The sequence below is a fragment of the Microbacterium sp. OVT16B genome (assembly GCF_019969705.1).
Lineage (GTDB): Bacteria > Actinomycetota > Actinomycetes > Actinomycetales > Microbacteriaceae > Microbacterium > Microbacterium natoriense.
The window spans coordinates 725735-752341 of the sequence record NZ_JAHXZA010000001.1; the positions used below are offsets into that span (position 1 = coordinate 725735).

The following is a 26607-nucleotide window of genomic DNA, read 5'->3' on the forward strand; positions in this document are numbered from 1 at the left end:
GGGACGGTCGGAGTGGCGAGGTCGGAGTCACTCGGACTCGCGCAGTGCGCGGGTGGTCTGCTCCATCGCCTCCGCGGACTCGGCGACGATCGCCCGCATGGCCGACTCGGCGCGCTCGGCATCCCTCGACTGCACCCCGGCGGCGACCTCGCCGTGCAGGCGCAGCGCCTCCGGATCCGCGACGTCCGGCATCAGGTCGTGGTGCGTCCTGCCCTCGAGGACCGCGACGACGATCGGCGACAGGCTGCTGAGCATGACGTTGTGCGAGGCCTGGAGCAGCGTGGTGTGGAAGTCGATGTCGTGGGCGAGGTACTCGTCGGTGTCGGCGGCGCGTGAGGTCGACGACATCCCGATGACCGCAGCGGTCAGCGCACCGCACTGCGCCGGAGTCGCGTGCAACGCGGCGAGCCGGGCGGCGACGGGCTCGACGGCGCTGCGGAGCTCGCTGAGGCTCTGCAGCAGCTCGGCGCGCCGCGGTCCGTCGAGCCGCCACCGCAGCACGCGCTGGTCGTAGGGGCTCCACGTCTCCGGCGGCTGCACGATGATGCCGACGCGCTGGCGCGACGCGACCATGCCGAGCGATTCGAGCACGCGCACCGCCTCGCGGATCGCGCTGCGTGAGGCGCCGAACTCGGCCACGGCGTCGTCCATGATGATCCGGCTGCCGGGGGTGCGGCGCTCGGCGCCGATGTCCGCACCCCAGCGCTCGACGATCACATCGTGCAGAGCGTTCTGAGGCATGGCCTCATGGTAGGGGAAAGACCCGATGTTTGCATCCGCTCACGCAAGCGGAGCAGATAATCCCGCACAGATCTTGAAATAGTCAGATTATTTAGGTACCGTACTCGTAAATATCAGACGGAAGCGCCGTGGCTCTCGGACAGTGCTTCCCCCATGGGAGGAACAATGATGGTTCCCTTGACACTGCTGAAGACGGCGGACCCTGCCCCGATCGTCCCCGTCGGCTCGGACGCCCAGCTCATCACCGCCGCACTGATCGGCTTCGCCGTGATCATCGTCCTGATCACCTGGCTGAAGGTGCATCCCTTCCTCGCCCTGACGATCGGCGCACTCGGCGTCGGCATCGGCGCGGGTATGGCCACCGGCCAGGCGCTCACCAGCTTCTCCAACGGCTTCGGCTCGACTATGGGCGGCGTCGGCGTGTTGATCGCCCTCGGCGCGATGTTCGGCAAGCTGCTCGCCGACTCCGGCGGCGCGGATCGCGTCGTCGACACCCTCGTCTCGCGGTCGAGCAAGAGGGCACTGCCCTGGACGATGGGCGTCGTCGGCGCCGTGATCGGTCTGCCGATGTTCTTCGAGATCGGCCTCGTGCTGCTCATCCCGGTGATCATCCTCGTCGCCCGCCGCTCGGGCGTCGCGCTGATGAAGATCGCCATCCCCACCCTCGCCGGCCTCTCCGCGATGCACGGTCTCGTGCCCCCGCACCCCGGACCGCTGATCGCGATCGACGCCCTCGGCGCGAACCTCGGCCTCACCCTCGCGTTCGGCGTGATCATCGCGATCCCGACGATCATCATCGCGGGCCCCGTCTTCAGCGGGTTCGCCGCGAAGTGGGCTCCCGTGCCCGTGCCCGACATGTTCCTCACCGCCGAGGACAAGGGCGAGGACGTCACGCAGCGCCCGCGCCCCTCCTTCGCCGCCGCGCTCTCCAGCATCCTGCTTCCGGTCGTGCTCATGATGGGCAAGGCGCTCGCCGCGGTCATCGCGCCCGACTCGACGGATGCCTGGAAGGTCGTGCTCGACTTCGTCGGCACCCCCGCGATCGCGCTGCTCATCACGTTGATCTTCGGCATCTTCGTGCTCGGCGCCGGCGGGAAGATGAACCGCACCAGCGTCGCGCACTCCCTGGAGAGCAGCCTCCCGCCGATCGCCGGCATCCTCCTCATCGTGGGTGCGGGCGGCGCGTTCAAGCAGGTCCTCATCGACACCGGCATCGGCGAGGTCATCACCAGGGCCGTGCTCGAGAGCGGGGTCTCGGTGCTGCTGCTCGGCTGGCTCGTCGCCGTGCTCGTGCGCATCGCCACGGGCTCAGCCACGATCGCCACGATCACGGCGGCCGGTCTCATGACCTCCGCCGCGTCGACGCTCCCCGGCCCGGAGGTCGCCCTCCTCGTGCTCGCGATCGGCTCCGGCTCGGTGTTCCTCTCGCACGTGAACGACGCCGGGTTCTGGCTCGTCAAGCAGTACCTCGGAACGAGCCTGCCGCAGACGTTCAAGACCTGGACGGTGCTGGAGTGCCTGATCTCGGTCGTCGGCCTCGCCGGCGTGCTGCTCCTGGATCTGGTGGTCTGATCATGACGACGACGAACGGACAGGACGCCGTGCAGACCCCGCCGGACCCGCCCATCGTGCTGGTGGTGATGGGTGTCTCCGGATCGGGCAAGTCCACCGTGGCCGGCATGCTCGCCGGACGGCTGGGCTGGGACCTCGAAGAGGGCGACGATCTCCACCCCGCGGCGAACGTCGCCAAGATGGCCGCCGGGGTGCCCCTCACAGACGAGGACCGGTGGCCGTGGCTGGAGCGGATCGCCGCGTGGATACAGCTGCACACGGCATCCGGAACCCCCGGGATCGTGACCTGCTCTGCGCTGCGCCGCGTCTACCGGGACCGGCTCAGCGGACCGGGCGTCGCCTTCGTCCATCTCGACGGCACGCGCGAGACGATCGCGAACAGGCTCAGCACCCGCTTCGACCACTTCATGCCGCAGAGCCTGCTGGGCTCGCAGTTCGCGACCCTGGAGCCGCTCGAGCCCGACGAGGAGGGCATCGTCGTCGACCTCGGCCGCGGCCCGAAGGACGAGGTCAAGGAGATCATGCGTCGCCTTCAGCTGTCGGCGCTCCCCGCGCCGGAGTACACCGACGAGGGGATGCTGGCCGACTGAGGCCCGCTCCGACGGGACCGACGAGTCTCGCACGGGCGCCGTGACCGACGCCCGTGCGAGACTGTCGGTCGTGGCGGAACGCCGGCCGAGAGCACCCGCCGGCCGGCGAGGAGGGGGACGCGTCGACATGGGGATCTTCAGCCTGCTCGAAGAGGCGCGAGCACGCATCGACGAGGGCGAGCAGGGGGCGGCGCGCGCCCTGCTGGTCGAAGGACTCGCAGGGGCGACATCCGCGACCGGCGCCGACGAGGCGTGCGCTCTCGCCGAGGCGACCGGACTGCTCATCGGACTCGACGTGGAGATCGAGCAGCCGGAGACGATCGATCGCCACCTGGAACGCCTGGCCGCTCTCACCGATGGCGTCGACGACGAGCGCACGGCGGAGGCGCTGGCGTACGCGGAGCTCCCGCGGATCGAGTTCGTGCACGGTCTGGACGACGTCGATCCGGTGCTGCACGTGGAGGTGCTCCAGCGCGCCGTCGCCCTCGACGCTCGCTGGCGCGACTCCCCGCATGCGGGCGTCCGGCGGGCAGCCGCCGAGGCCGCGCTCACCGCACAGATGATCCGCAAGTGGCTGGGGCAGTCACCCTCGTCCATCGCCGTGTCTCTCGACGAGCTCGCCCTCCGCCTCGGCGGAGAAGCCGACCCGCGGTCGGCGACGATCAGGCTCGATGCGATGTTCACCGCCTCGCGGCTGCGGGTCGAGAACGACCTCGACCTCTCCGGTGTTCCCGAGGTGCTCGATCTGGTCGTACGGGAGGCGCGCTCCGGTCCCGGCTCCGCGGGATTCGCCCTCGACGCCGCGCTGCTCCTCGCCGACATCGCGATCGCCGAGGGCGCTCCGGCGCTCGATGCCGTCGCCCCCGTGAGGCGGCTGCTGGCAGACGGGCTCGGCGAACCAGGGGTGCAGCGCGCGCGGCGCGAGACCCGGCACCTGGAGGAGATCCTCGATCGTCTCGACGGAGCGGATCGGGATGCCGTCGCCGCCGAGGAGTGGTCTGCTCTCCTCGGGCGGTACGCAGCGGACGCCGACGCCGATGCGCGCTCCCTCGTCCTCTCCGATCTCCTTCGCCACGTCGGCCCCACCGCGTATGCGACGGCATCCGGTCTCGCGCTGCTGCGCGAGGCCGACCGGGTGTTCCTGTCGGACGATGATCCGCGGTCGGCCCTCGCCCGGTTCGGCGTCGCGGCGCGCATCGCGAGCGTGCTCGGCCATCCCGATGGAGCGACGGCGGCGCGCGAGCCCTCGTCTCCCGAGCGAGACCCCGTGGCGGCCGTGGCCGCGTCCTTCGCCGTGGAGGAGAGGTTCGCCGCCTTCTGGGACGACGTCGAGACGGTGCCGATGATGGCCGCGCTGCTCCTCGACAGGGCGCTCCGGCAGTCCGATCTCGGCGGGCGGGACGATGCGCTGTCGACGCTCGCCCGGCTCTCCGCGAACGTGCGGTCGACGGGGCGCGACATCGCCAGGTCGGAGCGCGTGCAGGCGGGGTACTGGGAGAGCAGGTTCCTCCGTGATGCCGGACAGCAGGACGCATCCCGGAAGGCGATCGACGAGGTTCTCGCCGAGTTCTCCGCGGACCCGTCCGGCGACGTGCGCCGGTGGGCGGCGAACGCGCTGTGGTCGGCGTGGCGCTCCGATCTCACAGGGCAGACCGAATCGAGGGAGCTGCGGCGCCTCTTCGCCGAACGATTCGCCGACGACCCCGACGTGAGGATCCGCCGACTCGACGCGACCAGGATGCTCGGCGACGCGGTGGAGTCGCATGAGCAGGGGAGCACGGGCGCGGCGATCGACCTGCTCCGTGCGCTCGACGCCCGCTTCGGCGACGCCGACGACGACGACATCCAGGACACGGTCCGCCGTGCCCGCGAGAACCTCCGGATCCTCTCGCTGATGCCGGGGGCGGATGCCGCGTCCGGTGATGCGGCGACCGAACGGTACCGGTCGCTGCGAGATCGTCTCTACGCCGCCGACGAGCTCGCCGAGAAGGGGCGGGTCGCCGAGGCGGAGGGCCTCTGGAGGGGCGTCGTCGAGGAGAGCGCCGGAACAGACGACGTCGATGTCGCGATGCTGCGGCTCGCGGCGCTGGACGCCTGGGCGGGCTGGCTCCAGGACGCCAAGTACTGGGAGCAGGTCGCGACGCTGGCGCGCCAGGCGACCCTCATCCGGGCAGGGAGCGACCTCCGCGCCGAGCGCGTGCAGGCCCGCGCGTACCTCCGGCTGGGCATGGCGCTCGGAGCTCTCGGGGACCCTCGCGGGGCGATCGCGGCGTACGAGGCGCTCGATGCGCTCGCCGAGGGGGAGACAGACGGAGAGCTGGCGACGACGCGCCAGCAGGGCGTCTACAACCGCGCCATCATGATCGACGAGATCGGCGACGTCGCCGGCGCTCTCGCCGCCTACGAGCACGTCGTCGCCGTGCACGGGCAGTCGGTCGACACGGCATCCGGTCGGCTCCGCTGCGCGAAGGCGCTCCGCAACCAGGCGATCCTCTTCGGAGGGCTCGGGCGCACGGCGGAGGCCGCCGGAGCGCACCGCCGGGTGCTCGACATCGGTGCGGGCACCGCCGACGCCGACCTGATGGTGCGCGTCAGGGCGTCGGCGTTCGATCTCGCCGCGTGCTTCGCGGCGCTCGGCGATCACGCCTCGGAGGCCGCGACCTACGCCTGGATCCGCTCCGCCCCGCATCTCGGCCTCTCCGCGGCGGAGGTCCGTTCCGCGGCGCGTGCGGAGAAGGTCGCGCGGCGACGAGCGCGCTGACGCCGTTCGTCTGACGCCGGCGTCGTCCGTTCAGCGCAGCGGGTCCTTGACGCGGCGGTGCTCCGCGAGCGACTGGTCGGGGCGCTGCTCGACCTTGGTCGCGCCGTCGGCGATCCAGCCGTGCGCCGCGTAGAAGGCGTCTGCCCTGTCGTTGCCGTCCAGCACCCACAGGTAGGCGCGGGTGTGCCCGGCATCCGCGATGACCTTCTCCGCGGCGGTGAGCAGGGCGTGGCCGACGCCGGTCGACCACGCGGAGGGGTCGGCGTAGATGCCGTACACCTCGCCGTCGGCCAGCCCGTCGTCGTCGCGCCCCGAGCCGAACGAGGTCCAGCCGATGACGGCGCCGTCGCGGACGGCGACGAGGATGCCGAGGCCGGTCGGCAGCGGTTCGGCGACGAAGCGCCGCCACCCCGCCGCGCGCTCCTCGATGGAGAGGCCGTCGAGGAGCTCCTGCGGCATGAGCCCTCGGTACGCGACCTGCCAGGAGCGCACGTGCACGGCGGCGACCTCGTCGGCGTCGTCGATCTGAGCCTCGCGGATCACCAGCTGCGTCATCCGTCCACCCTAAATGGAAGCCGGATCGGGCGGGAGCAACACCCGTCGACAAGTACGACGCGATGTGTCAGGCTGGGCGAAGTCGACTCCCGGGGGATCACCATGGCCAGGCCGATCGCAGGTCCGCAGTCTCTGCTCCGCACGCTCAACGGGCGGGCCATCCTCGAGACCCTCGGGCGCAGGGGGCCGCAGACCCGCGCCGAGCTCATGGCCGCGACCGGCCTCTCGCGCACCGCCGTCACCCAGGTGCTGCGGATGCTCGAAGGTGCGGGCGCCGTCGTCCCCGCCGGCGTCGACCGTGAGACCAGGGGGCCCGCGGCGAGCAGGGTGGCGCTGCATCCCCGCCTCGGCGTGGCCGCCGCCGTCCACGTCGACCACCATGCCGCGCACGTCGCGCTCGTCGACCCGATGGGCGTCGTCAGAGCGGAGCAGCACGCGCCCTTCCCGCTCCGCGGCGACCGGGTCGAGCACATCACGAGCCTCATCGACGAGTGCCTGCTGGCGGTGCAGGCGCCGCTGCGCCTCGTCGTCGTCGGGGTGCCGGGCATCGTCACGGCCGACGGCGGCATCCGCGACGACCAGGGACCAGACGGCGGCGCGTTCAAGGCGGCCCTGATCTCCCAACTCGACTGCCCCGTGCGGGTGGAGAACGACGTCAACCTCGCCGCTCTCGCCGAGCTCACCTCGGGAGCGGGCGCCGAGCTCTCCAGCTTCGCGCTGCTGCTGCTCGACGACGGCCTCGGCGGGGGCATCGTGATCGACGGCATGCTGCACAGAGGCTTCTCCGGTGTCGCGGGAGAGGTCATGTACCTGCCGCAGACCCCGCTGCCGATCGGCGCCCCCGTGCTGGGCGACGCGGTCGTGGGCGACCTGGCGCTGACGAACGGGCGCGACCCCTCGCTCACGCTCGACCAGCACCTCGACGCGGCCGCCGCCGGTGATGAGGCCGCGCTCGCGATGGCCGCCGAGATGGGGCGGCGCATCACCCTCGTCGCGGGCAGCGTCGCCCTCGTGCTCGACCCCGAGGCGTTCGTGCTGAGCGGATCGGCGGCGCACCCCGTGCTCGTCGACGCCGTGCAGTCCGTGGCCGACGCCTATGCCGCGCAGCTGCCCATGCGCTTCCTGGTCTCGTCGTTCGGGCCGGAGGCGCCGCTGGTCGGCGCGATCGGCGAGGCGGCATCCGCTCTCCGCACCACCGTGTTCAGTAGCGTCCTCCCCGACAGGAGCAGTCGATGATCTCCGACCTCGCCGATCGACTCGGCCTCGCCCCCGGAGCACGGGCGATCATCCTCAACGCCGACGACTTCGGCATGTGCCATGCGGCGAACCTCGCGATCACCGAGCTGCTGGATGCCGGGCGCATCGACTCCACGACGGTGATGGTGCCGTGCCCGTGGTCGCCGGAGGCGCTGGCGTTCGCGGCATCCCGCACCGACCTCGACGTGGGCGTGCACCTCGTGCTGACCAGCGAGTGGACCCGGTACCGCTGGCGGCCGCTCACCGGCGTGGGCACGACGCTCGTCGACGCCGACGGGTTCTTCCCCTCGGAGGTGCGGCCGGTCGAGGAGAACGCGGCCGAAGACGACGTCGCCGCCGAGATCGCCGCGCAGCTGCAGGCCGCGCTCGACGCCGGGGTCGACGTCACCCACCTCGACAACCACATGGGCTCGGTCTACGGACTCCTCACCGGCCGCGACTTCCTCGCACCGGTGTTCGCGCTCGCCGCACGCCACGGTCTGCCCTTCCGGCTGCCGCGCAGCATGGACGGCGCAGACGCGGACGTCGAGCTGCAGCGCACCCTCGACCGGGCGGCCGCTGCGGCGGACTCCCTCGGCGTCGAGATCATCGACCGGCTCTGGTCGCACCCCTTCGAGATCGTCGGCGAGGGCACGGATGCCGAGGAGGGGTACGAGCAGGTGCGCGACGGCTTCATCGCGCTGCTGCGCGCCGTCCCCGCCGGAGTCACCGAGATCTACCTGCATCCGATGATCGACGACGCGGAGCTCAGGGCGGCGGTCGACTTCGCCGCCGCCAAGCGCGGGTACGAGCACCGGCTGCTCGCCGACCCCGCTGTGCTGCAGGCGATCGAGGACGAGGGTCTCGTGCGCATCGGCTGGCGCGCGCTGCGCGAGCTGCAGCGGAGTGCGGCGCGGTGACCCTGCTCGGCGCGCTCCGCGACCGCCGCATCGACGAGGCGCCCCCGCGCGCCCAGACGATCGCCTTCGGCGCCTCCGGGTTCCCGACCCAGCTGATGGCGCAGACCTTCTCGGCCTTCGTCGTCTACTTCTACGTCACGCACCTGGGCGTGCCGCCGGGATGGGTCGCGGCGGCCATGATCGCCCACGGCATCCTCAACGCCGTGCTCAACCCCGTCGTGGGGGCGCTGTCCGACCGGATCCGCACGCCGTGGGGGCGCCGGGTGCCCTGGATCGGGCTCGGCATCGTGCCGCTGGTCGTGGCCTTCGCGCTGGTGTGGATGCCGCCTGAGCTCCCCGTCGCCGGGCTGATCGCCTGGTTCCTCGTGGTCGTCGCGGTGTACGACATCGCCTTCGTCGTGGTCGTGCTCAACATCTCCGCCCTGTTCCCCGAGATCTTCCGCACCACGGAGGAGCGCGCCCGCGGCAACGTCCCGCGGCAGATCTTCGCGATCCTCGGCATGGTGCTGGGCACGGCAGGAGCCCCGGCACTGTACGGCTCGATGGGCTGGCCTGGCATGGCGCTCGTGCTCGGCGGGGTCTGCCTCGTCCTCCTCGTGTGGTCGTTCCTCGGCGGCATGGTCGAGCGCACCGTGCCGGAGGCGGCATCCGAGGCCATGACCTGGCGGCGCCAGCTGACGCTCACCTTCGCCAACCGTGCCTTCGTGCCCTACGTGCTCGGGTCGCTGTGCGTGCAGACGTCGATCGCGATCATCCTCGCCGCCCTCCCGTTCTACGTGCGGTACTCGCTGCACGCGGCCGAGGGAGAGGGCAGCGTGCTGCTCGGAGCCATCTTCGTGACGGCCATCCCGTCGATCGTGCTGTGGAGCGCGGTCGTGCGGCGCACCTCGCCGCGCACGGCGCTGCTGTGGAGCGTCGGCGTCTTCGGCGTCGCCGTGCTCGGCTACCTGCTCCCGACGTCGGTGCTCGCCGCGGCTCTCGTCGGCATCGCGGTGGGGGTCGGCATCGGAGGCCTCCTCCAGCTGCTCGAGGTGATGCTGGCGCAGATCATCGACGACGACGCCGTGCGCACGGGGCATCGGCGCGAGGGCGCGTACTTCGGGGTGAACGGGTTCGTCGTGCGCGGGGCAGTGGTGGTGCAGGCGATCGTCGCCGCCGTCGTGCTGACGGCATCCGGGTTCGACGCGACGCTGGGCGACAGCCAGCCGGATGCCGTGGACGGCGGCATCCGCGTGATGGTCGCGGTGATCCCGCTCGTCTTCACAGCCCTGGCCTGGGTGTGCTTCTGGTTCTACCCGATCCGCACCCGCGACCTCTGACCCTCCCGAGCACCCCGGGGGCGTCGCCCGACCGCGACGCGAGGCGGAGGGATCGCCCGTCCGGGCGAATCGGGGAAGGGGCCCCGCTTGCGGGGAAGGGGTACCCGTTCTTCGCCCGGACGGGCGATCCCGGAGCCGTCCCGATCACACTGCCGCGCGACGAGCCTCCCAGCCCGTGCGGACCATCTCGTCGACCGTGTAGCGCATCCGCCAGTCGAGGTCGCGGGCGGCGAGCTCGCCGGTCGCGACGATGCGGTCGGGGTCGCCGGGGCGCCGGGGGCCGACCTCGGGGGTGAAGTCGATGCCGGTCACGCGAGCCACGGCATCCATGATCTGCGTCACGCTGAGGCCGTCACCCGAGCCCAGGTTGTAGGCGGGCTCGATCGACTCGCCCGCCGACAGGCGTCGCGCGGCGGCGACGTGCGCGGCGGCGATGTCGCCCACGTGCACGTAGTCGCGCACGTTCGTGCCGTCGGGGGTGGCGTAGTCGTCTCCGAAGATCTTCGGGGTCCTGCCCGCGATCAGCGCCTCGAACACGATGGGGAAGAGGTTGTGCGGACTCACGTCATAGACCGTGGGGTCGGCCGAGCCGACGACGTTGAAGTAGCGCAGCGACGTGTGCCGGAGCGGATGCGCGGAGTCGGCGGTCGCGGTGGCCTGGTCGCGCAGCAGCCATTCGCCGATGAGCTTCGACTCGCCGTAGGGGTTCGCCGGCCGCTTCGCCGTGTCTTCGACGACCAGATCGACGTCGGGGGTGCCGAACACCGCGGCCGACGACGAGAACACGATGTTCGCGACACCCGCGGCCGCCATCGCCTCCAGCACCACGCGCGTTCCTTCGACGTTCTGCGCGTAGGTGTGCAGCGGACGCTGCACCGAGACGCCCGCGTACTTGAAGCCGGCGACGTGGATCACTCCCTCGGCGTCGTGCTCACGCAGCGTGCGCTCGACGAGCTCCCGATCGAGGATGCTGCCGTGGACGAACGGCACGCCCTCCGGCACGAACGACGCGACCCCACTGGAGAGGTCATCGATCACGACCGGAGCGAGCCCGGCATCCGACAGTGCCCGCACGACGTGCGATCCGATGTAGCCGGCGCCGCCGGTGACGATCCAGGACATGGTTCTCCTTCAGGGTCGGGTGCTCAGTATTCCAGGGCGACCTGCGTGACTCCAGGGCGACCTGCGTGCTCGCCGCACGGGCGCACGTCCTCAGGCGTCGCGACCGGCGCCGGCGGACGGCACGACGGTGAACAGGTGGGGCGCGGAGAACCCGGATGCCGCGAACGCGGAGGCCACGGCATCCGACACGTCCGCGACGGCGTCGGCCTCGATCAGTGCGATCGCGGCGCCGCCGAACCCGCCGCCCGTCATCCGTGCGCCGAGCGCCCCGGCGGCGAGGGCGGCCTCGACCGCCGTGTCGAGCTCGGGAACCGAGATCTCGAAGTCGTCGCGCATCGAGGCGTGCGAGGCGACGAGCAGGTCGCCGATCGCCCTGGCGCCGGATTCGCGCAGCACGCGGACGGTGTCGAGCACACGCTGGTTCTCGGTCACGACGTGGCGCACGCGGCGGAACGTGACGTCGTCCATGAGCGCCTCGGCCCTGGGCAGGTCGGCGACCGTCACGTCGCGCAGCGAAGGGACGCCCATGATCGCGGCTCCGCGTTCGCAGGCGGCGCGGCGCTCTCCATAGCCACCGGTGGAGTGCGCGTGCTTCACGCGGGTGTCCATGACGAGGATCGCGAGACCGGCCTCGGCCACGCCGAGCGGCACGAGCTGCGCCTCCAGCGAGCGGCAGTCGAGGAAGGTCGCGGCATCCGGCTCGCCGAGCATGGAGGCCATCTGGTCCATGATCCCGGTGGGCGCTCCCACGGCCTCGTTCTCGGCCCTGCGGCCCACGCGGGCGAGGGCGACCCGGTCGAGGCCGGCTCCCCACAGATCGTTCAGGGCGGATGCCGTGGCGCCCTCGATCGCAGCGGACGAGGAGAGCCCGGCGCCGACGGGGACGTCGGAGGCGATCGCGATGTCGACGCCCGATCCGGTGACGGACGCGGCCTGAGCCAGAGCCCAGGCGACCCCCAGCGGGTAGGCCGCCCACTCCGGGACGGCGGGCTCGGCGCCGGCCGCCGTCGGGAACAGGCCGTCGAGCTCGTCGAGGGCGACCTCGACCGGCTCTGCGGCGAACGTCGAGGCGACACGCACACGGCCGACGCCGTCATCGCGTCGACCGACGGCCGCGACCGTGCGGTGCGGGATCGCGAAGGGCAGCACGAATCCGTCGTTGTAGTCGGTGTGCTCGCCGATGAGGTTCACCCGGCCGGGAGCCGACCAGAGGCCCTCGGGCTCGCGGCCGGTGAGCTCGAGGAACAGCGCCGTCGCGGCATCCTGGGTGGTGGTCATGCGGACGCCTCCTCTGCGCGGGCGATGGCTTCGCGGATGCGGGCGGCGCCCTGCTCGGGTGCGACCTCGGCGGCCCACGCCCACATGGCGGCCTCCGATCCGGCCAGGAACTTGAGCTTGTCGGCGGCGCGGCGGGGGCTGGTGAGCTGCAGGTGCAGGCGCACGCTGTCGCGGCCGGTGTTGACCGGAGCCTGGTGCCACGCGGCGATGTACGGGGTCGGGGTCTCGTACAGCGCGTCGACGCCGCGGAGCAGACGCAGGTAGAGCGGGGCGAGCTCGTCGCGCTCGGCATCCGTCGTCTCGGCGAAGTCGGGGACGTGACGGTGCGGCATCAGGTGCACCTCCAGCGGCCAGCGGGCGGCGAAGGGCACGAAGGCCGTCCAGTGCTCGCCGCGGAAGACGACCCGCTCCGACGACTGCTCGAACTCGAGGATGCGCTGGAACAGGTCGGGCGCCGTGCGGTCGATGCTCTCCAGCACGCGGGTGGTGCGCGGGGTGACGTAGGGGTAGGCGTAGATCTGGCCGTGCGGGTGGGGCAGGGTCACGCCGATCGCCTCGCCGCGGTTCTCGAAGGGGAAGACCTGCTCGATGCCGGGCAGCTGCGACAGAGCGGCGGTGCGGTCGGCCCAGGCCTCGATCACGGTGCGGGCGCGGGTGACGCTCTGGGTGCCGAAGGATCCGGTGTGCTCCGGGCTGAAGCACACGACCTCGCAGCGGCCGACCGAGGTGCGGGTGCGTCCGAGTCCGAGGGCGGCGAGGTCGTCGAGTCCGCGCGGAGGGTTGGATGCTCCGGGAGCGTCGCCCGTGGCCTCGGCGAGGGCGGGTCCGAACGCGGGGGACTTGTTCTCGAACACCGCGACGTCGTAGCGCGACGGGACCTCCGACGGATTGGTCGGAGTCTGCGGCGCCAGCGGGTCGGCGTCGGCGCTCGGCATCATGACGCGGTTCTGGCGGTTCGCGGCGACCGTGATCCAGTCACCGGTGAGCACGTCGAGCCGCATCGTGGCCGTGTCGGGGCGCGGGTCGAGGGTGCGCGCGTCGATCGAGCGCTCCGCGGGGAGCGCGGTGTCGGGGTCGTCGTAGTAGATGAGGTCGCGGCCGTCGGCGAGCGTCGTCGCGCGCTTGGTGACGCCGGCGGAGAGGGTCGCCGTTCGGAACTCCGGAGATTCGTGCGTGTTCACGTAAACATGGTACGTCCGACGGCGTGGTAACGTCAACATTGAGGAGTTGTGAACGGAGGATGCCGGTGACCCGCAGCGAACTCGGACTCCCCGGCGAGCGGATTCCGCGCCGTCGCCCGGCATCGGGGCGCGTGTCGATGGCCCTCGTCGCCGCCCGCGCCGGAGTCTCCGGCCAGACCGTCTCCCGCGTCGTCAACGACAGCCCGCGGGTCGACCCTGCCACGCGCGAGCGCGTCGAGAAGGCGATGGCCGAGCTCGGCTACCGCCCGCACCGCGCCGCCAGGGCTCTGCGCACCGGCCGCTCGCAGACCATCGGCCTCGTCGTCACGACCCTCGCCACCGTCGGCAACTCGCGGATGCTGCAGGCCACAGCCGAGGCCGCGGCGGAGCGCGGATACGCCCTCACGCTCGTCACCGCGTCCGGTGGCGTCGCCGAGGCGTTCGAGCACCTCGCCGAGCAGGAGGTCGACGGTGCGATCGTGCTGAACGAGGCCTCCGCGCAGGTGTCGACCGCTCAGCGTCCCGCCGGGTTGCGGCTCGTCGTGGTCGATGCGGCCACCGACGACGGCTTCATCTCCGTGCACAGCGACCACGCCGGAGGTGCGGCTCTGGCCACCGCGCGGCTCCTTGAGGCCGGGTGCCCGATCGTCCACCACCTCGCGGGGCCCGCCGACTCCTTCGCGGCGGCCGAGCGCGAGCGCGGGTGGCGGGACTCCCTCGCCGCGGCCGGGATCGACGCCCCCGAGGTGGTCAGGGGCGACTGGAGCGCCGAGTCGGGATACGCCGCGGGGGCCGCCCTCTCCGCGGCATCCGCCGTCTTCTGCGCGAACGACCAGATGGCGCTGGGGCTGCTGCGCGCGCTCGCCGAGTCGGGGCGCCGTGTGCCGGAGGACGTCGCCGTGATCGGCTTCGACGACGTCCCGGATGCCGCGAACTACCGCCCGCCGCTGACGACGATCCGCCAGGACTTCACGGCCCTCGCTCACCGTGCGGTCGCCGCGCTGGTCGCCGACATCGAGGGTGAGGGTCCGGCATCCGGCCCCTCGATCATCCCGACGCTGCTGATCGAGCGCTCCAGCACTCTCTGACCCTGCCGTCGGCCCGCCGCCCACAGCGGGGGCGCCTTCGGATGCGCTTGTGGTCGAGCGCGAAGGATCTGGAATCTGGAATGCGCTTTCCCGAAAGGGTTGCGAGAGCGTGATACGGCATGGGATGCTGTCGGAAAGCGCTTACCCACATTGATGGACGCGCACTCGCTTCCCACAGAACGGACCACTGATGTCACAGGCGACCACCCGCGAGATCGGGATCATCATGAACGGCGTCTCCGGACGCATGGGCTACCGGCAGCACCTGGTGCGCTCGATCCTCGCGATCCGCGAAGAGGGCGGCATCGAGCTGCCGGATGGCAGCCGCATCACCGTGAAGCCGATCCTCGTCGGACGCAACGAGGCGAAGCTCGCCGAGCTCGCCGAGAAGCACGGCATCGAGGACTACACGACCGATCTGGATGCCGCGCTCGCCGACCCGCGGTGGGAGATCTACGCCGACTTCCTCGTGACCAAGGCGAGGGCCACCGCCATCCGCAAGGCCATCGCCGCGGGGAAGGCGATCTACACGGAGAAGCCCACGGCGGAGTCCCTCGACGAGGCGCTCGAACTCGCCCGGCTGGCGAAGGCCGCCGGCGTCAAGACCGGCGTCGTGCACGACAAGCTGTACCTCCCCGGCCTGCAGAAGCTCAAGCGCCTCATCGACTCCGGCTTCTTCGGACGCATCCTGTCGGTGCGCGGCGAGTTCGGCTACTGGGTCTTCGAGGGGGACTGGCAGCCCGCCCAGCGTCCGAGCTGGAACTACCGCACCGAAGACGGCGGCGGCATCATCTCCGACATGTTCCCGCACTGGAACTACGTGCTCGAGAACCTGTTCGGCGAGGTCACGAGCGTGTACGCGCAGGCCGCCGTGCACATCGCCGACCGGTGGGACGAGAAGGGCGAGCACTACACCGCCACCGCCGAGGACGCCGCGTACGGCATCTTCGAGATCGAGGGCGGCATCATCGCCGAGATCAACTCCAGCTGGACCGTGCGCGTGAACCGCGACGAGCTCGTCGAGTTCCAGGTCGACGGCACGCACGGCTCCGCCGTGGTCGGACTGTTCGGCGCGAAGATCCAGCCGCGCAACGCCACGCCGAAGCCGGTGTGGAACCCCGACCTCGAGGACACCCGCGACTACGACGCCGACTGGCAGAAGGTCCCGACCAACGACGTGTTCCTCAACGGCTTCCGCCAGCAGTGGGAGGAGTACCTCGTCTCCTACGTCGAGGGCACCGAGTACCCGTTCGACCTGCTCGCCGGCGCCAAGGGCGTGCGGTTCGCCGAAGCCGGCCTCACCTCCAGTGCCGAGGGCCGCAAGATCGCCATCGAACCGCTGGCGCTCTGATGGCCGCTCTGACGCTCCTCGCACCCGACGGCACGGTGTCGCACGCGGCGCTGAACGACTCCGGAGGCTACGCGCGCCCGGCATCCGCTCTGCGCAGCCGCGTCGCGTACGCCGCGGCGCACGTCGTGCCGAAGGCGCACGCCGACAACACCCCCGGTCGTCCCGCGGACATCGACTGGGACTCCACCCTCGCGTTCCGTCGCAACGTGTACTCGTGGGGTCTCGGCGTCGCCGACGCCATGGACACGGCGCAGCGCAACATGGGACTGGATGCCGCGGCCACCCGCGAGCTCATCGCCCGCAGCGCCGAGGTGGCGCGCGAGGAAGGCGGCTCGGTCGTGGTCGGCGTCAACACCGACCACGTCGACGAGCAGCGCATCTCGCTCGATCGGGTGATCGACGCCTACCGGGAGCAGCTGCACTTCACCGAGGAGCAGGGGGCGGGGCCGGTGCTGATGGCCTCCCGCCACCTCGCGCGCGTGGCCGCGGATGCCGACGACTACCGTCACGTGTACCGCGCGGTGCTGGAGAGCGCGACCGTTCCGGTGGTGCTGCACTGGCTGGGCACGGCCTTCGATCCGGAGCTCGCCGGCTATTTCGGAGCGGACGACTGGCAGACGGCATCCGCCGTGCTCCTCGACATCATCGCGGAGAACCCCGGCAAGGTCGGGGGCGTCAAGATGAGCCTGCTGAACGCCGAGAGCGAGATCGCCGTGCGCTCGCAGCTGCCCGACGGCGTGCGCATGTTCACCGGCGACGACTTCAACTACGTGGGTCTCATCGGCGGCGACCCGGCGCCGGACGCGGGAACGTCGAATTCACGGGACGTCGCCGAGCGCACGGGAAGCTCGCGTGAGGATGCCGTGCACTCGGCGAGAGGACGTGAACTCGGCGGTTCAGACAGCGGGCACTCCGATGCGCTGCTCGGCGCGTTCGCCGCGATCACCCCGGTCGCATCGGCAGCGATCCAGGCGCTGGACGCAGGGGATCCGGCGCGCTACCGGGAGATCCTGGGCCCGACGGAGGAGCTCAGTCGGCAGGTCTTCGCCGCGCCGACGTTCTACTACAAGACCGGTGTCGCCTTCCTGTCCTGGCTGAACGGTCACCAGCCCGCGTTCCAGATGGTCGCGGGGCTCCACTCGGCCCGCAGCCTCCCGCACCTCAGCCGCATCGTCGAGCTCGCGAACGCCTCGCTCGCGCTGGAGCATCCGGAGCTCGCGCGAGAGCGCTGGCACGGGATGCTGCGTCTGAACGGAGTCGACGCATGAGCATCCAGGCCGGAACGTCAGCAGGAAACCCGAATGTCGGTCGACACGGCATCCCTTCGACCGGAATTCGGGATCTGAGCCGACAGAGCGACGGCGCCCCCGATCCTCGCCTGTCGATCAATCAGGCCACGATCAAGCACGCCGACCTCGCGACGGCCCTGCGGGTGACGGCGGATGCCGGCATCCAGGCCATCGGGCTCTGGCGCGAGCCCGTGAACGAGGTCGGACTCGACGTCGCCGCGCGGATGCTCGCCGACTCGGGTCTGCGGTTCACGACGCACTGCCGCGGAGGCTTCTTCACCCTGCCCGACGGACCGGAGCGCACCGCAGCGCTCGACGACAACCGTCGAGCGATCGAGGAGACCGCGACGCTCGCCGCGGCGGGCGCCGACGGGTCGACGGCCGTGCTCGTGCTCGTGGCCGGCGGTCTTCCCGCGGGCTCACGCGATCTCGTGGGTGCGCGGGAACGAGTGCGTGATGCGATCGGCGCGCTCGCCGACGACGCGAGGGCGGCGGGGGTGACGCTCGCGATCGAGCCGCTGCATCCGATGTACGCGTCCGACCGGGCAGTCGTCTCGACCCTCGGGCAGGCGCTCGACATCGCGGCGGACTTCGAGCCTGCGGTCGTCGGCGCGGCGGTCGACACCTTCCACATCTGGTGGGATCCGCAGGTGCTCGACCAGATCGCCCGCGCAGGGCGGGAGGGCCGCATCGCGACGTACCAGGTGTGCGACTGGAAGACCCCGCTCTCCGCCGATGTGCTGCTGTCGCGGCACTACACGGGCGACGGGGTGATCGACTTCGGCTCGCTCACCCGTGCCGTCGTCCAGGCCGGGTACAACCACGACATCGAGGTCGAGATCTTCAACGCCGACATCTGGGCGGATGCTCCGGATGCCGTCGTGCGCCGCACCGCGGAGACCTTCGCCGCCGCGGTGTCTCCGCACCTGGGGTGAGGCCACTCCAAGACCGGTGCGGTTGCGGCGCCGAAACGGATTCCGTCGCCCGCGACGGGGCTGCGGGCGCTGCAGGAGAGAACACGAGAGGATGAGCACATGACCAGGATCCGCGCAGGGCTCTGCTCGGTGACCTTCCGAGCACTCGGGCCCGAGGAGATCGTCGCGCTCGCCGCCGACGCCGGGCTCGAGGCGATCGAGTGGGGCGGCGACGTGCACGTGCCTGCGGGTGACACCGTCCGGGCGCAGTGGGTCGCGCGGGCGACGAGGGATGCCGGCCTCGCGGTGGCGTCGTACGGGTCGTACTTCCGGGCGGGAGCGGGGGAGGACATCGCCCCCGTCCTCGACAGTACGGAGGCTCTCGGCGCCGACCGCGTGCGGATCTGGGCGGGTTCCGTCGACGCCGCAGAAGCGACGGATGCCGAGTGGACTCGGGTCGTCGAGCGGCTGCGGGCCGCGGCATCCGAAGCCGGAGAGCGGGGCATCGAACTGGCGCTGGAGTTCCACTCCGGCACCCTCGCCGCCACCGCGCCGTCGACGCTGCGGCTCCTCGCCGAGGTCGGGAGTCCGCACCTGCGCACCTACTGGCAGCCGACGGTCGCGGCATCCGTCGATGACGCCATCGACGAGTACCGACAGATCGCGGCCCACACGTGCGCCGCCCACGTCTTCTCCTGGTGGCCGGTGAAGGAGCGCCTCCCGCTCCGCGAGCGCGTAGATCTGTGGACGCGCTTCTTCTCCGACGCGCGCGCCGCCGCGCAGCCGCCGCGCGACGCGCTGCTGGAGTTCGTGCCCGGCGATGACCCGTCGCTCCTCGCATCCGAGGCGGCGACGCTGCGCTCCTACCTCGCGGCCTGACGTCGCGCTCACGGCGGGGAAGCGAGTCCCTCGATCCGGCACCTGATGTCGCTGCGCCCGCCGTGTACCGGCGCGAGGCGCCGATTGCGCGTGAGCATTCGTGCTGGCTCGGGAGCGGTTCCGTGTCGTAGAGTGGTGTCGTCCGGCTGGCAAACGTTTGCCAAAAACACTGGCGCACACCGGCTGACTAATGGTAAGAAGTTTTACGAACGGGGCTGACCGGCTCCGACGGATGCTCTTCCGAACGCGCAGGAGACGACGATGTCACACGCACGATCCACTTCCTTCCGCAGGCGCCTCCTCACGGCCTGCGTCGCCGCAGCGGTCGCGCTGCCACTCGGCGTCGCCACAGCGGCTTCCGCCTCCACGGGCACCGCATCGCCGGCGGCCTCGGCACCCGTGACCGCGGGCCCCACTCCGTCCGCAGCCTCCGCAACCGAGGCTCAGCCGGCGGCATCCGTCACCGCGGCGACCCTGATCTCGCAGGGGCGTCCGGCCACGGCGTCGTCCGTGGAGGCATCGGCATTCCCGGCATCCGCCGCGGTGGACGGGTCGGGAACGACGCGCTGGGCGAGCGTGGAGGGCGTCGACCCGCAGTGGATCCAGATCGACCTGGGCGCCGGGGCGTCCGTGTCACGGGTGCTGCTGAACTGGGAGGCCGCGTACGCGTCGAAGTACCGAGTGCAGATCTCCGCCGACGGGTCGTCGTGGACGACGCTGAAGGACGAGACGGCGGGCAACGGCGGCACCGACGACATCACGGGGCTGAACGGCACCGGACGCTATCTGCGCATCCACGGCACCGCCCGCGGCACCTCGTACGGATACTCGCTGTACGAGGTCCAGGTGTACGGCACGGCCGGCACCGGCACGCCGGGCGGCGGCACGATCGTCGACGTCTCCACGGCGGCGCAGCTCACGTCGGCCCTCGCGGCCGCGACCCCCGGCCAGACCATCCGCCTCGCGCCGGGGACCTACCAGGGCAGCTTCGTCGCGACGACGCCGGGCACGGCATCCGCTCCCATCACGCTCACCGGTCCGCGCACGGCCGTCATCACGAACGACGGCCCCAGCGGCACCCTGAACGGATGCCCGCACCCCGGCGACGGCTGGGACTCCGGATACGGTCTCTGGCTGTACGGCGCCTCCTACTGGAACGTCTCGGGCCTCACCGTCGCCGACGCGAAGAAGGGCATCGTGCTCGACACGGCGACCCACGTCACGATCGACGGGGTGCTCGTGCGCGACATCGACGACGAGGGAGTGCACTTCCGGAAGTCCTCCGCCGACGGCGTCATCAGGAACTCGCAGATCATGCGCACCGGACTCGCCCAGCCCGGGTACGGCGAGGGCCTCTACCTCGGCTCCGCGAACTCCAACTTCACCTGCTACGCCGATTCGTCCGGGCGTGACCGCTCCGACCGGGTCCAGGTGCTCGACAACGCCTTCGGCCCCGGGATCGCCGCCGAGCACATCGACGTCAAGGAGGGCACCGAGGGCGGTGTCGTCCGCGGCAACACCTTCGACGGCACCGGGCTCTCCGGGCAGAACTCGGCCGACTCCTGGGTCGACGTCAAGGGCAACGGGTACCTCTTCGAGGACAACACTGGAACCTTCTCCTCTCCCGGCGTCTTCGCGAACGGCTACGAGACCCACAATCCGCTCACCGGCTGGGGATGCGGCAACATCTGGCGCGGCAACGACTCCGACCTCGGCGGCGTCGGCCGCTACGCGGTGTTCGTCTCCTCGACCTCGAAGTGCTCAGCCAACCCCAACAAGGTCTACGCCTCGAACACCGTGACAGGCGCCACCTCCGGGCTCACCAACGTCGCGGTCACCCCCTGACCGCGTCTCCCCATCGACGAAGATCGGAAGCTGCATATGAAGACCACCCATCGGGTCATCGCGGTGCTCGCCGCCGCGACCCTGTCGCTGACCTGCGTGCCGGCTGCGGCCGGCGCCGCGGAGATCGCACCCCCGTCCGCCGCACCGGCGTCGCCGGCGGGCCAGGCGGGCCCGCTGACCTCCACCGAGGTCGGCCCGCTCGCCGAGACGCTCATCTCGCAGGGGCGTCCGGTGACGGCATCCTCCGTGGAGACGTCCGCGTTCCCCGCATCCGCCGCTCTGGACGGATCCTCGACCACCCGCTGGGCGAGCCAGGAGGGCGTCGATCCGCAGTGGATCACGGTCGACCTGGGCGCCGGAGCCTCGGTGTCTCGGGTGCTGCTGAACTGGGAGGATGCCTACGCATCGACGTACACGGTGCAGATCTCGGACGACGGCACGACTTGGACCACGCTCAAGAACGAGACGGCGGGCGACGGCGGCACCGATGACATCACAGGGCTCAACGGCACCGGCCGCTACCTGCGGGTGCACGGCACCGCGCGCGGCACCGCCTACGGCTACTCGCTCTGGGAGCTGCAGGTCTACGGCACGCCGGGCACCCCGGGCGGCGGCAGCAGCAGCGGTTCGACCACCACGGTCACCTCGATCTCGGCGCTGCAGACGGCCATCAACAACTCCGATCCCGGTGACACGATCGTGCTGAAGAACGGCAGCTACAGCGTCTCCTCCGCGGTGAGCCTCGGCTCCGGCGCCTCCGGGACCTCGTCCGAGCCGGTGACCATCAAGGCTGAGACCGTCGGCGGGGTGACGCTGACCGGATCATCGAGCTTCTCCTTCTCCGGCGTGCACGACGTCAGCATCCAGGGCTTCAGGTTCACGCAGTCGACGACGATCGACGTGGGCTCGAGCAGCAAGGCGGTGGACTTCATCCGCAACGAGTTCCTTTTCGCCCAGTCGGCCGAGCACAACCTGATCGTCCGCTCGGACGACTCGGAGATCGCCTACAACTGGTTCCACGGCAAGAGCACGATCGGCGTGTACCTCGGCATCGAGGGACCGGGAACGGACACCGTCGCCAAGAACTCCCACATCCACCACAACTACTTCTCCGACCAGACCTTCGCCGGAGCCAACGGCGGCGAGTCGATCAGGCTCGGCACCAGCCCGAAGGCCCTCTCCAGCGGAGGCGCGATCGTCGAGTACAACCTGTTCGAGAACGCGAACGGCGACCCCGAAGCGATCTCGGTCAAGTCCAGCGGGCACACCATCCGCTACAACACGATCCGCGACAGCAAGGGCGGCATCGTGCTGCGCCACGGCAACAACAACAAGGTGCTGTCGAACTACATCCTGAACGGTGAGAACGGCATCCGCATCTACGGCAACGACCACGTGATCATGAACAACTACGTGAGCGGCATCAGCAACGTCGACGGTGCGATCATCGTCGGCTCCGGCACGGTGCGCGACCACTTCGTGGGGGAGAGCGCCGACTCGCGCAAGAAGTACGACGCTCCTGACCGCATCCGCATCGGACTGAACACCGTCGTGAACAACGTCAACGGCCTGGCCGGCGAGACGCACCGCACGGTGGAGCCGCGGAACGTGACGATCGTCGACAACATCTTCCAGGGCAGCACGAACAAGCTCGCCGACGTCCCGCTCATGCAGGACTTCTACTGGCGCGGCAACATCCTGTGGGGATCGGCCGCCAACGGCAACATCCCCACGGTGGGCTACACGCGGGTCAACCCGCAGCTCGCCCAGGATGCCACGGGCGTGTGGAAGATCGGCTCGTCGAGCCCCGCGGTGAACGCGGCGTTCATGACCGACCACGGCACGTGGGTGACGGATGACATCGAGGGCCGTCAGCGTGCGGGCGTCTACGACGTCGGCGCCCACGAGGCGACCAGCAACGCGGCGACGCGTGCTCCGCTGACCACCTCGAAGGTCGGCCCGAGCGCCCCGTAGCCCGCGCACACGCGAACGGCCGTCCCTCTCGAGGGGCGGCCGTTCCGCGTGCGGGGCGCGGGTCGTTGAGCGAGCGGAGCGAGACGAAACGCGGTGAGGGTCGTGCGACTTCGGTCGGGGTCGTGCGAACGGGGCGCCAGAACTCAGCGCGGGATGCGGAACGTGTCGTAGGGGATGCGCTGCACGAGGTCGAGCGCGATCTCCGCGGCATCCGCCTCGGTCAGCCGGTGCGTGGCGACGAGCGACGCGAGGTACGAGGCATCGGCCCTGCGTGCCATGTCGTGACGCGCGGGGATCGAGCAGAACGCCCTCGTGTCGTCGATGAAGCCCGAGGTCTTCGCGAAGCCCGCGCTGTCGGTGATGGCGCGGCGGTAGCGCTCCATCGCGTCGGGGGTGTCGAGGAACCACCACGGGGCGCCGACGTACACGCTCGGATAGAAGCCGGCGAGAGGGGCGAGTTCGCGCGAGAACGCGGTCTCGTCGACCGTGAACAGCACGAGCCGCAGCGCGGTGCCCGTGCCGAAGTCGTTCAGCGCCTGACGCAGCGGCTCGGTGTACGTGGTGGGCAGCGGCAGGTCATGACCGGTGTCGGCACCGTGGCGCGCGAGCGTCGGCGCGTGGTGGTTGCGGTGCACCCCCGGGTGCAGCTGCATCACCATGCCGTCGTCGGCCGACATCTCGATGAGACGGTAGAGGATGTCGCGGCGGTAGGCGACGCCCTCCGCGGCGGTCGCACGCCCGCGGAAGCCGGCGACGTGGATGCGCGCGGCCTCGGCGGGGTCGAGCGGAACGGCCCATGCGTCGGCCACCCCCGTGTCGGTCGCGGTGCCGCCGACCGAGCGGAAGTAGGCGCGGCGGGAGCGCAGCGCCGCCAGCATCCCCTCGTAGGTGCCGCAGGGGATGCCGGATGCCGCGGCCAGCCGATCGACGGCGGCGAGCCATCCGGGCGCGGACGGGTCCATCACCCGATCCGCGCGGAACGTGGGCAGTACTCTGCCGTGGAAGCTGGGGTCGGCGGCGAGGGCGCGGTGCGCGGCGAGGTCGTCTGCGGGGTCGTCGGTGGTGGCGAGCACGTCGACGCCGAAGCGCTCGAACAGCGCGCGGGGGCGGAACTCGTCTTCGCGCAGGAGCTCGGCGACCTCGTCGTAGATCGCGTCCGCCGTGTCGGCGCTCAACCGTGCGGTGACCCCGAAGACCTCGCTGAGCTGGTACTCGAGCCAGTACTGCACGGGCGTCGCCCGGAAGAGACGCCAGTGCGCGGCGAGCACGCGCCAGGCCTCCCGAGGGTCGACGGCGGGCTCGCCGGAGGGCGCCTGCACGCGGCCGAGGGGGATGCCGGCCCCGTGCAGCACGCGGGTGACGTAGTGGTCGCCCGTGATGAGCAGGTCGGTGGGCGAGGCGAACGGCTCGTTCTCGGCGAGCAGGGCGGCGGGGACGTGGCCGTGCGGGGAGCAGATCGGGGCGTCGGCGACGGAGGCGTAGAGCTCGCGGGCGATGTCTCGGGTGGCGGGATCGCTGGGGAACAGTCGATCCGGATGCATCTTCGTGGTCGGCATGCTGTCCTTCGGCGGTCGTGCGGGGGATGCGGGGATCCCTTCATCGACGGTACCTGTTCTCCCGTGCGGTTGGCAACCGTTTGCCATAGAATGTCGGAAGTCGACGCCGTCGTCGGCATCCGACCGGAGGAGAACGCATGCCGCACGGGCAGTCAGAGACCGAGGCGCCCACCATCGCGCACCTGGGCGTCGGCGCCTTCCACCGTGCCCATCAGGCGTGGTACACCGACCGCGCGGCTGAGGTCGGGGAGCGCTGGCGGATCGTCGCCTTCACCGGGCGCTCGGCGACCCAGGCCCGCCTCCTCGAGGCGAGGGGCGGCCGGTACACGCTCGTCACCAGGGGCGCGGAGGGCGACGGCTTCAGCGAGGTGCGCAGCATCCGCGCCGTCCACGACGGCGCCGAGAGAGCCCCCTGGGAGCAGACGCTCGCCGCCCCAGAGACGCACATCGTGACCCTCACCGTCACCGAGGCGGGCTACCTGCCCGGCGGCACCGCGTCGACGAGGCTCGCCGGCGGTCTCGCGGCCCGGCGCGCCTCGGGCGCGGGACCGCTCACCGTCATCAGCTGCGACAACCTCGGCGGCAACGGAGACGTCGCCCGCGACGCGGTGTTCGACGCGGCGATGAGGATCGACCACACCCTCGCCGACTGGATCGACGAGCACGTCGTGTTCCTCTCCTCGATGGTCGATCGCATCACCCCCCGGACGACGGATGCCGACATCGACGAGGTCGAGCGCGCCACCGGCATCCGCGACGAGGGCACGGTCGTCACCGAGCCCTTCTCGGAATGGGTGATCGAAGACGGCTTCGCCGGGCCGCGTCCTGCGTGGGAACGCGTCGGCGTGCGGTTCACGCGCGACCTCGCACCCTACGAGCAGCGCAAGCTGCGGCTGCTCAACGGCGCGCACTCCCTGCTCGCCTACCACGGGCTGCTGCGAGGCATCGACGACGTGGCCTCCGCCTTCGGCGACCCCGCCCTGCGCGACCTCGTGGAGGAGTACTGGACCGTCGCCGCGGAGAGCTGCGTGCTGCCCCGCGGTGAGGTCGAGGAGGCGATCGCCGCGACGCGCGTCCGGTTCGCCAACCCGCGCATCCGTCACCTGCTCGCGCAGATCGCGACGGACGGCGCCCACAAGCTGCCCGTCCGCATCGTCCCCGTGCTCGACCACGCGCTGCGATCGGGAGCGGATGCCGCGGCCCCGGCATCCGTCATCGCGGCCTGGGCCATCGCCGGCGGCCACTCGCCCGCCGAGATCGACGCTCTCCTGGACGGGGCGGGGAGAACCGCCGCCGCAATGCGCGCGGCGATCGGACGAGAACTCCGTAGGCTGGAAGAAGATCCCGTCGCAGCGGCGACGCGGGTCGAACCAGTGAGGAGCTAGGCATGGCAGACGACATCGCGGTCGGATCGCCCGCCGAGTCGGAGGCCGTGCGTGCGTCCGAGAGCGTGACGATCTACGACGTCGCCAAGCTCGCCGGCGTCAATCCGTCGACCGTGTCGCGTGCGCTCAACCGGCCCGGTCGCGTGAACGCCGTGACCGAGCGCCGCATCCGCGCAGCAGCCGAGACCCTCAACTACCACGTCAACCCGATGGCGCGGGCGCTGCCGACCGGGCGCACCTCGATCGTCGGCCTCGTGGTCTCCGACATCACGAACCCGGTGTTCTTCGACGTCATCCGCGGCGCGGAGGCGGCGGCCACCCGGTCGGGCTACACGCTGGTGCTCACCGAGTCCGAGGAGTCGGACGAACGCGAGTACGAGCGCGCCCAGCGGATGCTGCGCATGGTCGACGGGATGCTGCTGGCCACCCCGCGCATGTCGGACGAGCAGATCACGGCGCTCGCACGGCAGAAGCCGGTCGCGGTCGTGAACCGCCTCGTCGACGATGTGCTGTCGGTGATCCCCGACGTGCAGCACGGCATCGCCGAGGCGGTCCGTCACCTCCGCGGGCTCGGCCACAGCCGCATCGCGTACGTGCCGGGTCCTCCGCTGTCGTGGATGGCCCGGCGCCGCGGCGAGCTGCTCGCCCAGCGCTGCGAGTGGGCGCACATCGAGCTCGCGACGCTCGACTCCGTCGCACCGACCGTCGCAGGGGGCCGCAGCGCCGCGGTGGCCGTGCGCGACAGCGGCGCCACCGCCGTGATCGCCTACAACGACCTCATCGCCATCGGCCTCATGCAGGAGCTCGTCGAGACCGGCATCCGCATCCCCGCCGACATCAGCGTCGTCGGCTTCGACGACATCTTCGGGGCCGACTTCACCTCGCCGCCCCTCACGACGATCAAGTCGCCGCTGCGCGAGGGTGGCGACTACGCCATGGCGGCGCTTCTCGGACGTGTGACGGACACCGAGGTCTCGGCCGACGGCTTCGACCTCGCGACCACGCTCGTCGTGCGCGGGTCGACGGGCCCCGCCGCCCGCTGATCCGTCAC

General features: G+C 71.2%; 21 protein-coding genes. 15 read left to right on the forward strand and 6 right to left on the reverse strand.

Annotated features, from left to right (window positions below; genetic code table 11):
* Nucleotides 1–27 precede the first annotated feature (27 nt).
* Entirely contained in the window at nucleotides 28–741 is a 714-nt protein-coding gene (locus LC438_RS03330; protein WP_223585841.1) for a FadR/GntR family transcriptional regulator, read from the reverse strand.
* Between the two features lie 168 nt (nucleotides 742–909).
* On the opposite strand from LC438_RS03330, the gene LC438_RS03335 reads away from it, so the two are divergent.
* The 3 genes from LC438_RS03335 to LC438_RS03345 all read left to right on the forward strand — a co-directional run bounded on the left by LC438_RS03335 (nucleotide 910) and on the right by LC438_RS03345 (nucleotide 5664).
* A complete protein-coding gene (locus LC438_RS03335; protein WP_105675183.1) occupies nucleotides 910–2313 on the forward strand; it encodes a GntP family permease in 1404 nt (467 codons plus the stop codon).
* 2 nt (nucleotides 2314–2315) lie between these two features.
* A complete protein-coding gene (locus tag LC438_RS03340; RefSeq protein WP_223585842.1) occupies nucleotides 2316–2903 on the forward strand; it encodes a gluconokinase in 588 nt (195 codons plus the stop codon).
* A 127-nt stretch (nucleotides 2904–3030) separates the two neighbouring features.
* Nucleotides 3031–5664 (forward strand): hypothetical protein, encoded by a 2634-nt coding sequence (locus LC438_RS03345; protein WP_223585843.1) that lies wholly within the window; start codon nucleotides 3031–3033, stop codon nucleotides 5662–5664.
* A 30-nt stretch (nucleotides 5665–5694) separates the two neighbouring features.
* Here the strand turns inward: LC438_RS03345 and LC438_RS03350 are convergent, their stop codons facing one another.
* A complete protein-coding gene (locus tag LC438_RS03350; protein WP_105675188.1) occupies nucleotides 5695–6219 on the reverse strand; it encodes a GNAT family N-acetyltransferase in 525 nt (174 codons plus the stop codon).
* Nucleotides 6220–6321: 102 nt separating this feature from the next.
* Here LC438_RS03350 and LC438_RS03355 point away from each other — a divergent pair, with 102 nt between their 5' ends.
* From LC438_RS03355 to LC438_RS03365, 3 genes are read left to right on the forward strand one after another with little or no spacing between them, the layout of a single operon-like run.
* Nucleotides 6322–7455, forward strand: coding sequence for an ROK family transcriptional regulator (locus tag LC438_RS03355; RefSeq protein ID WP_223585844.1), 1134 nt, complete (start codon nucleotides 6322–6324; stop codon nucleotides 7453–7455).
* Nucleotides 7452–8375 (forward strand): polysaccharide deacetylase family protein, encoded by a 924-nt coding sequence (locus LC438_RS03360; RefSeq protein WP_223585845.1) that lies wholly within the window; start codon nucleotides 7452–7454, stop codon nucleotides 8373–8375. The genes LC438_RS03355 and LC438_RS03360 overlap by 4 nt, the downstream gene beginning before the upstream one ends.
* Nucleotides 8372–9694, forward strand: coding sequence for an MFS transporter (locus LC438_RS03365; protein ID WP_223585846.1), 1323 nt, complete (start codon nucleotides 8372–8374; stop codon nucleotides 9692–9694). The genes LC438_RS03360 and LC438_RS03365 overlap by 4 nt, the downstream gene beginning before the upstream one ends.
* A gap of 144 nt (nucleotides 9695–9838) precedes the next feature.
* Here LC438_RS03365 and galE read toward each other — a convergent pair whose 3' ends face one another.
* The 3 genes from galE to galT all read right to left on the reverse strand — a co-directional run bounded on the left by galE (nucleotide 9839) and on the right by galT (nucleotide 13275).
* On the reverse strand, nucleotides 9839–10816 hold the full coding sequence (gene galE, locus LC438_RS03370; RefSeq protein WP_223585847.1) for a UDP-glucose 4-epimerase GalE: 978 nt from the start codon (nucleotides 10814–10816) through the stop codon (nucleotides 9839–9841).
* Nucleotides 10817–10906: 90 nt separating this feature from the next.
* Entirely contained in the window at nucleotides 10907–12094 is a 1188-nt protein-coding gene (gene galK, locus LC438_RS03375; RefSeq protein WP_105675198.1) for a galactokinase, read from the reverse strand.
* A complete protein-coding gene (galT, locus tag LC438_RS03380; RefSeq protein WP_223585848.1) occupies nucleotides 12091–13275 on the reverse strand; it encodes a galactose-1-phosphate uridylyltransferase in 1185 nt (394 codons plus the stop codon). Before galT ends, galK begins: the two co-directional genes overlap by 4 nt.
* A 137-nt stretch (nucleotides 13276–13412) precedes the next feature.
* On the opposite strand from galT, the gene LC438_RS03385 reads away from it, so the two are divergent.
* From LC438_RS03385 to LC438_RS03415, 7 genes are all read left to right on the forward strand, one after another.
* Nucleotides 13413–14363, forward strand: coding sequence for a LacI family DNA-binding transcriptional regulator (locus LC438_RS03385; RefSeq protein ID WP_223587445.1), 951 nt, complete (start codon nucleotides 13413–13415; stop codon nucleotides 14361–14363).
* Nucleotides 14364–14553: 190 nt separating this feature from the next.
* The gene (locus LC438_RS03390) at nucleotides 14554–15714 is read left to right on the forward strand and encodes a Gfo/Idh/MocA family protein (RefSeq protein WP_223585849.1); all 1161 of its coding nucleotides are present in this window, start codon (nucleotides 14554–14556) and stop codon (nucleotides 15712–15714) included.
* Complete coding sequence (locus LC438_RS03395; RefSeq protein WP_223585850.1) at nucleotides 15714–16982, forward strand: dihydrodipicolinate synthase family protein; 1269 nt, start codon at nucleotides 15714–15716, stop codon at nucleotides 16980–16982. Before LC438_RS03390 ends, LC438_RS03395 begins: the two co-directional genes overlap by 1 nt.
* A complete protein-coding gene (locus LC438_RS03400) occupies nucleotides 16979–17938 on the forward strand; it encodes a sugar phosphate isomerase/epimerase (RefSeq protein WP_223585851.1) in 960 nt (319 codons plus the stop codon). The genes LC438_RS03395 and LC438_RS03400 overlap by 4 nt, the downstream gene beginning before the upstream one ends.
* A 99-nt stretch (nucleotides 17939–18037) precedes the next feature.
* A complete protein-coding gene (locus tag LC438_RS03405) occupies nucleotides 18038–18796 on the forward strand; it encodes a sugar phosphate isomerase/epimerase (RefSeq protein WP_223585852.1) in 759 nt (252 codons plus the stop codon).
* Nucleotides 18797–19057: 261 nt separating this feature from the next.
* A complete protein-coding gene (locus LC438_RS03410) occupies nucleotides 19058–20641 on the forward strand; it encodes a discoidin domain-containing protein (RefSeq protein WP_223585853.1) in 1584 nt (527 codons plus the stop codon).
* 36 nt (nucleotides 20642–20677) lie between these two features.
* Nucleotides 20678–22615, forward strand: a complete 1938-nt coding sequence (locus tag LC438_RS03415; protein WP_223585854.1) for a chondroitinase-B domain-containing protein — start codon at nucleotides 20678–20680, stop codon at nucleotides 22613–22615.
* Nucleotides 22616–22758: 143 nt separating this feature from the next.
* On the opposite strand, the gene uxaC is transcribed toward LC438_RS03415, so the two are convergent.
* Complete coding sequence (uxaC, locus tag LC438_RS03420) at nucleotides 22759–24171, reverse strand: glucuronate isomerase (protein WP_223585855.1); 1413 nt, start codon at nucleotides 24169–24171, stop codon at nucleotides 22759–22761.
* A 137-nt stretch (nucleotides 24172–24308) separates the two neighbouring features.
* On the opposite strand from uxaC, the gene LC438_RS03425 reads away from it, so the two are divergent.
* On the forward strand, nucleotides 24309–25556 hold the full coding sequence (locus tag LC438_RS03425; RefSeq protein ID WP_223585856.1) for a mannitol dehydrogenase family protein: 1248 nt from the start codon (nucleotides 24309–24311) through the stop codon (nucleotides 25554–25556).
* A 2-nt stretch (nucleotides 25557–25558) separates the two neighbouring features.
* Nucleotides 25559–26599: a LacI family DNA-binding transcriptional regulator gene (locus LC438_RS03430; protein ID WP_105672934.1), complete on the forward strand. Its 1041-nt coding sequence runs from the start codon at nucleotides 25559–25561 to the stop codon at nucleotides 26597–26599.
* Nucleotides 26600–26607 lie beyond the last annotated feature (8 nt).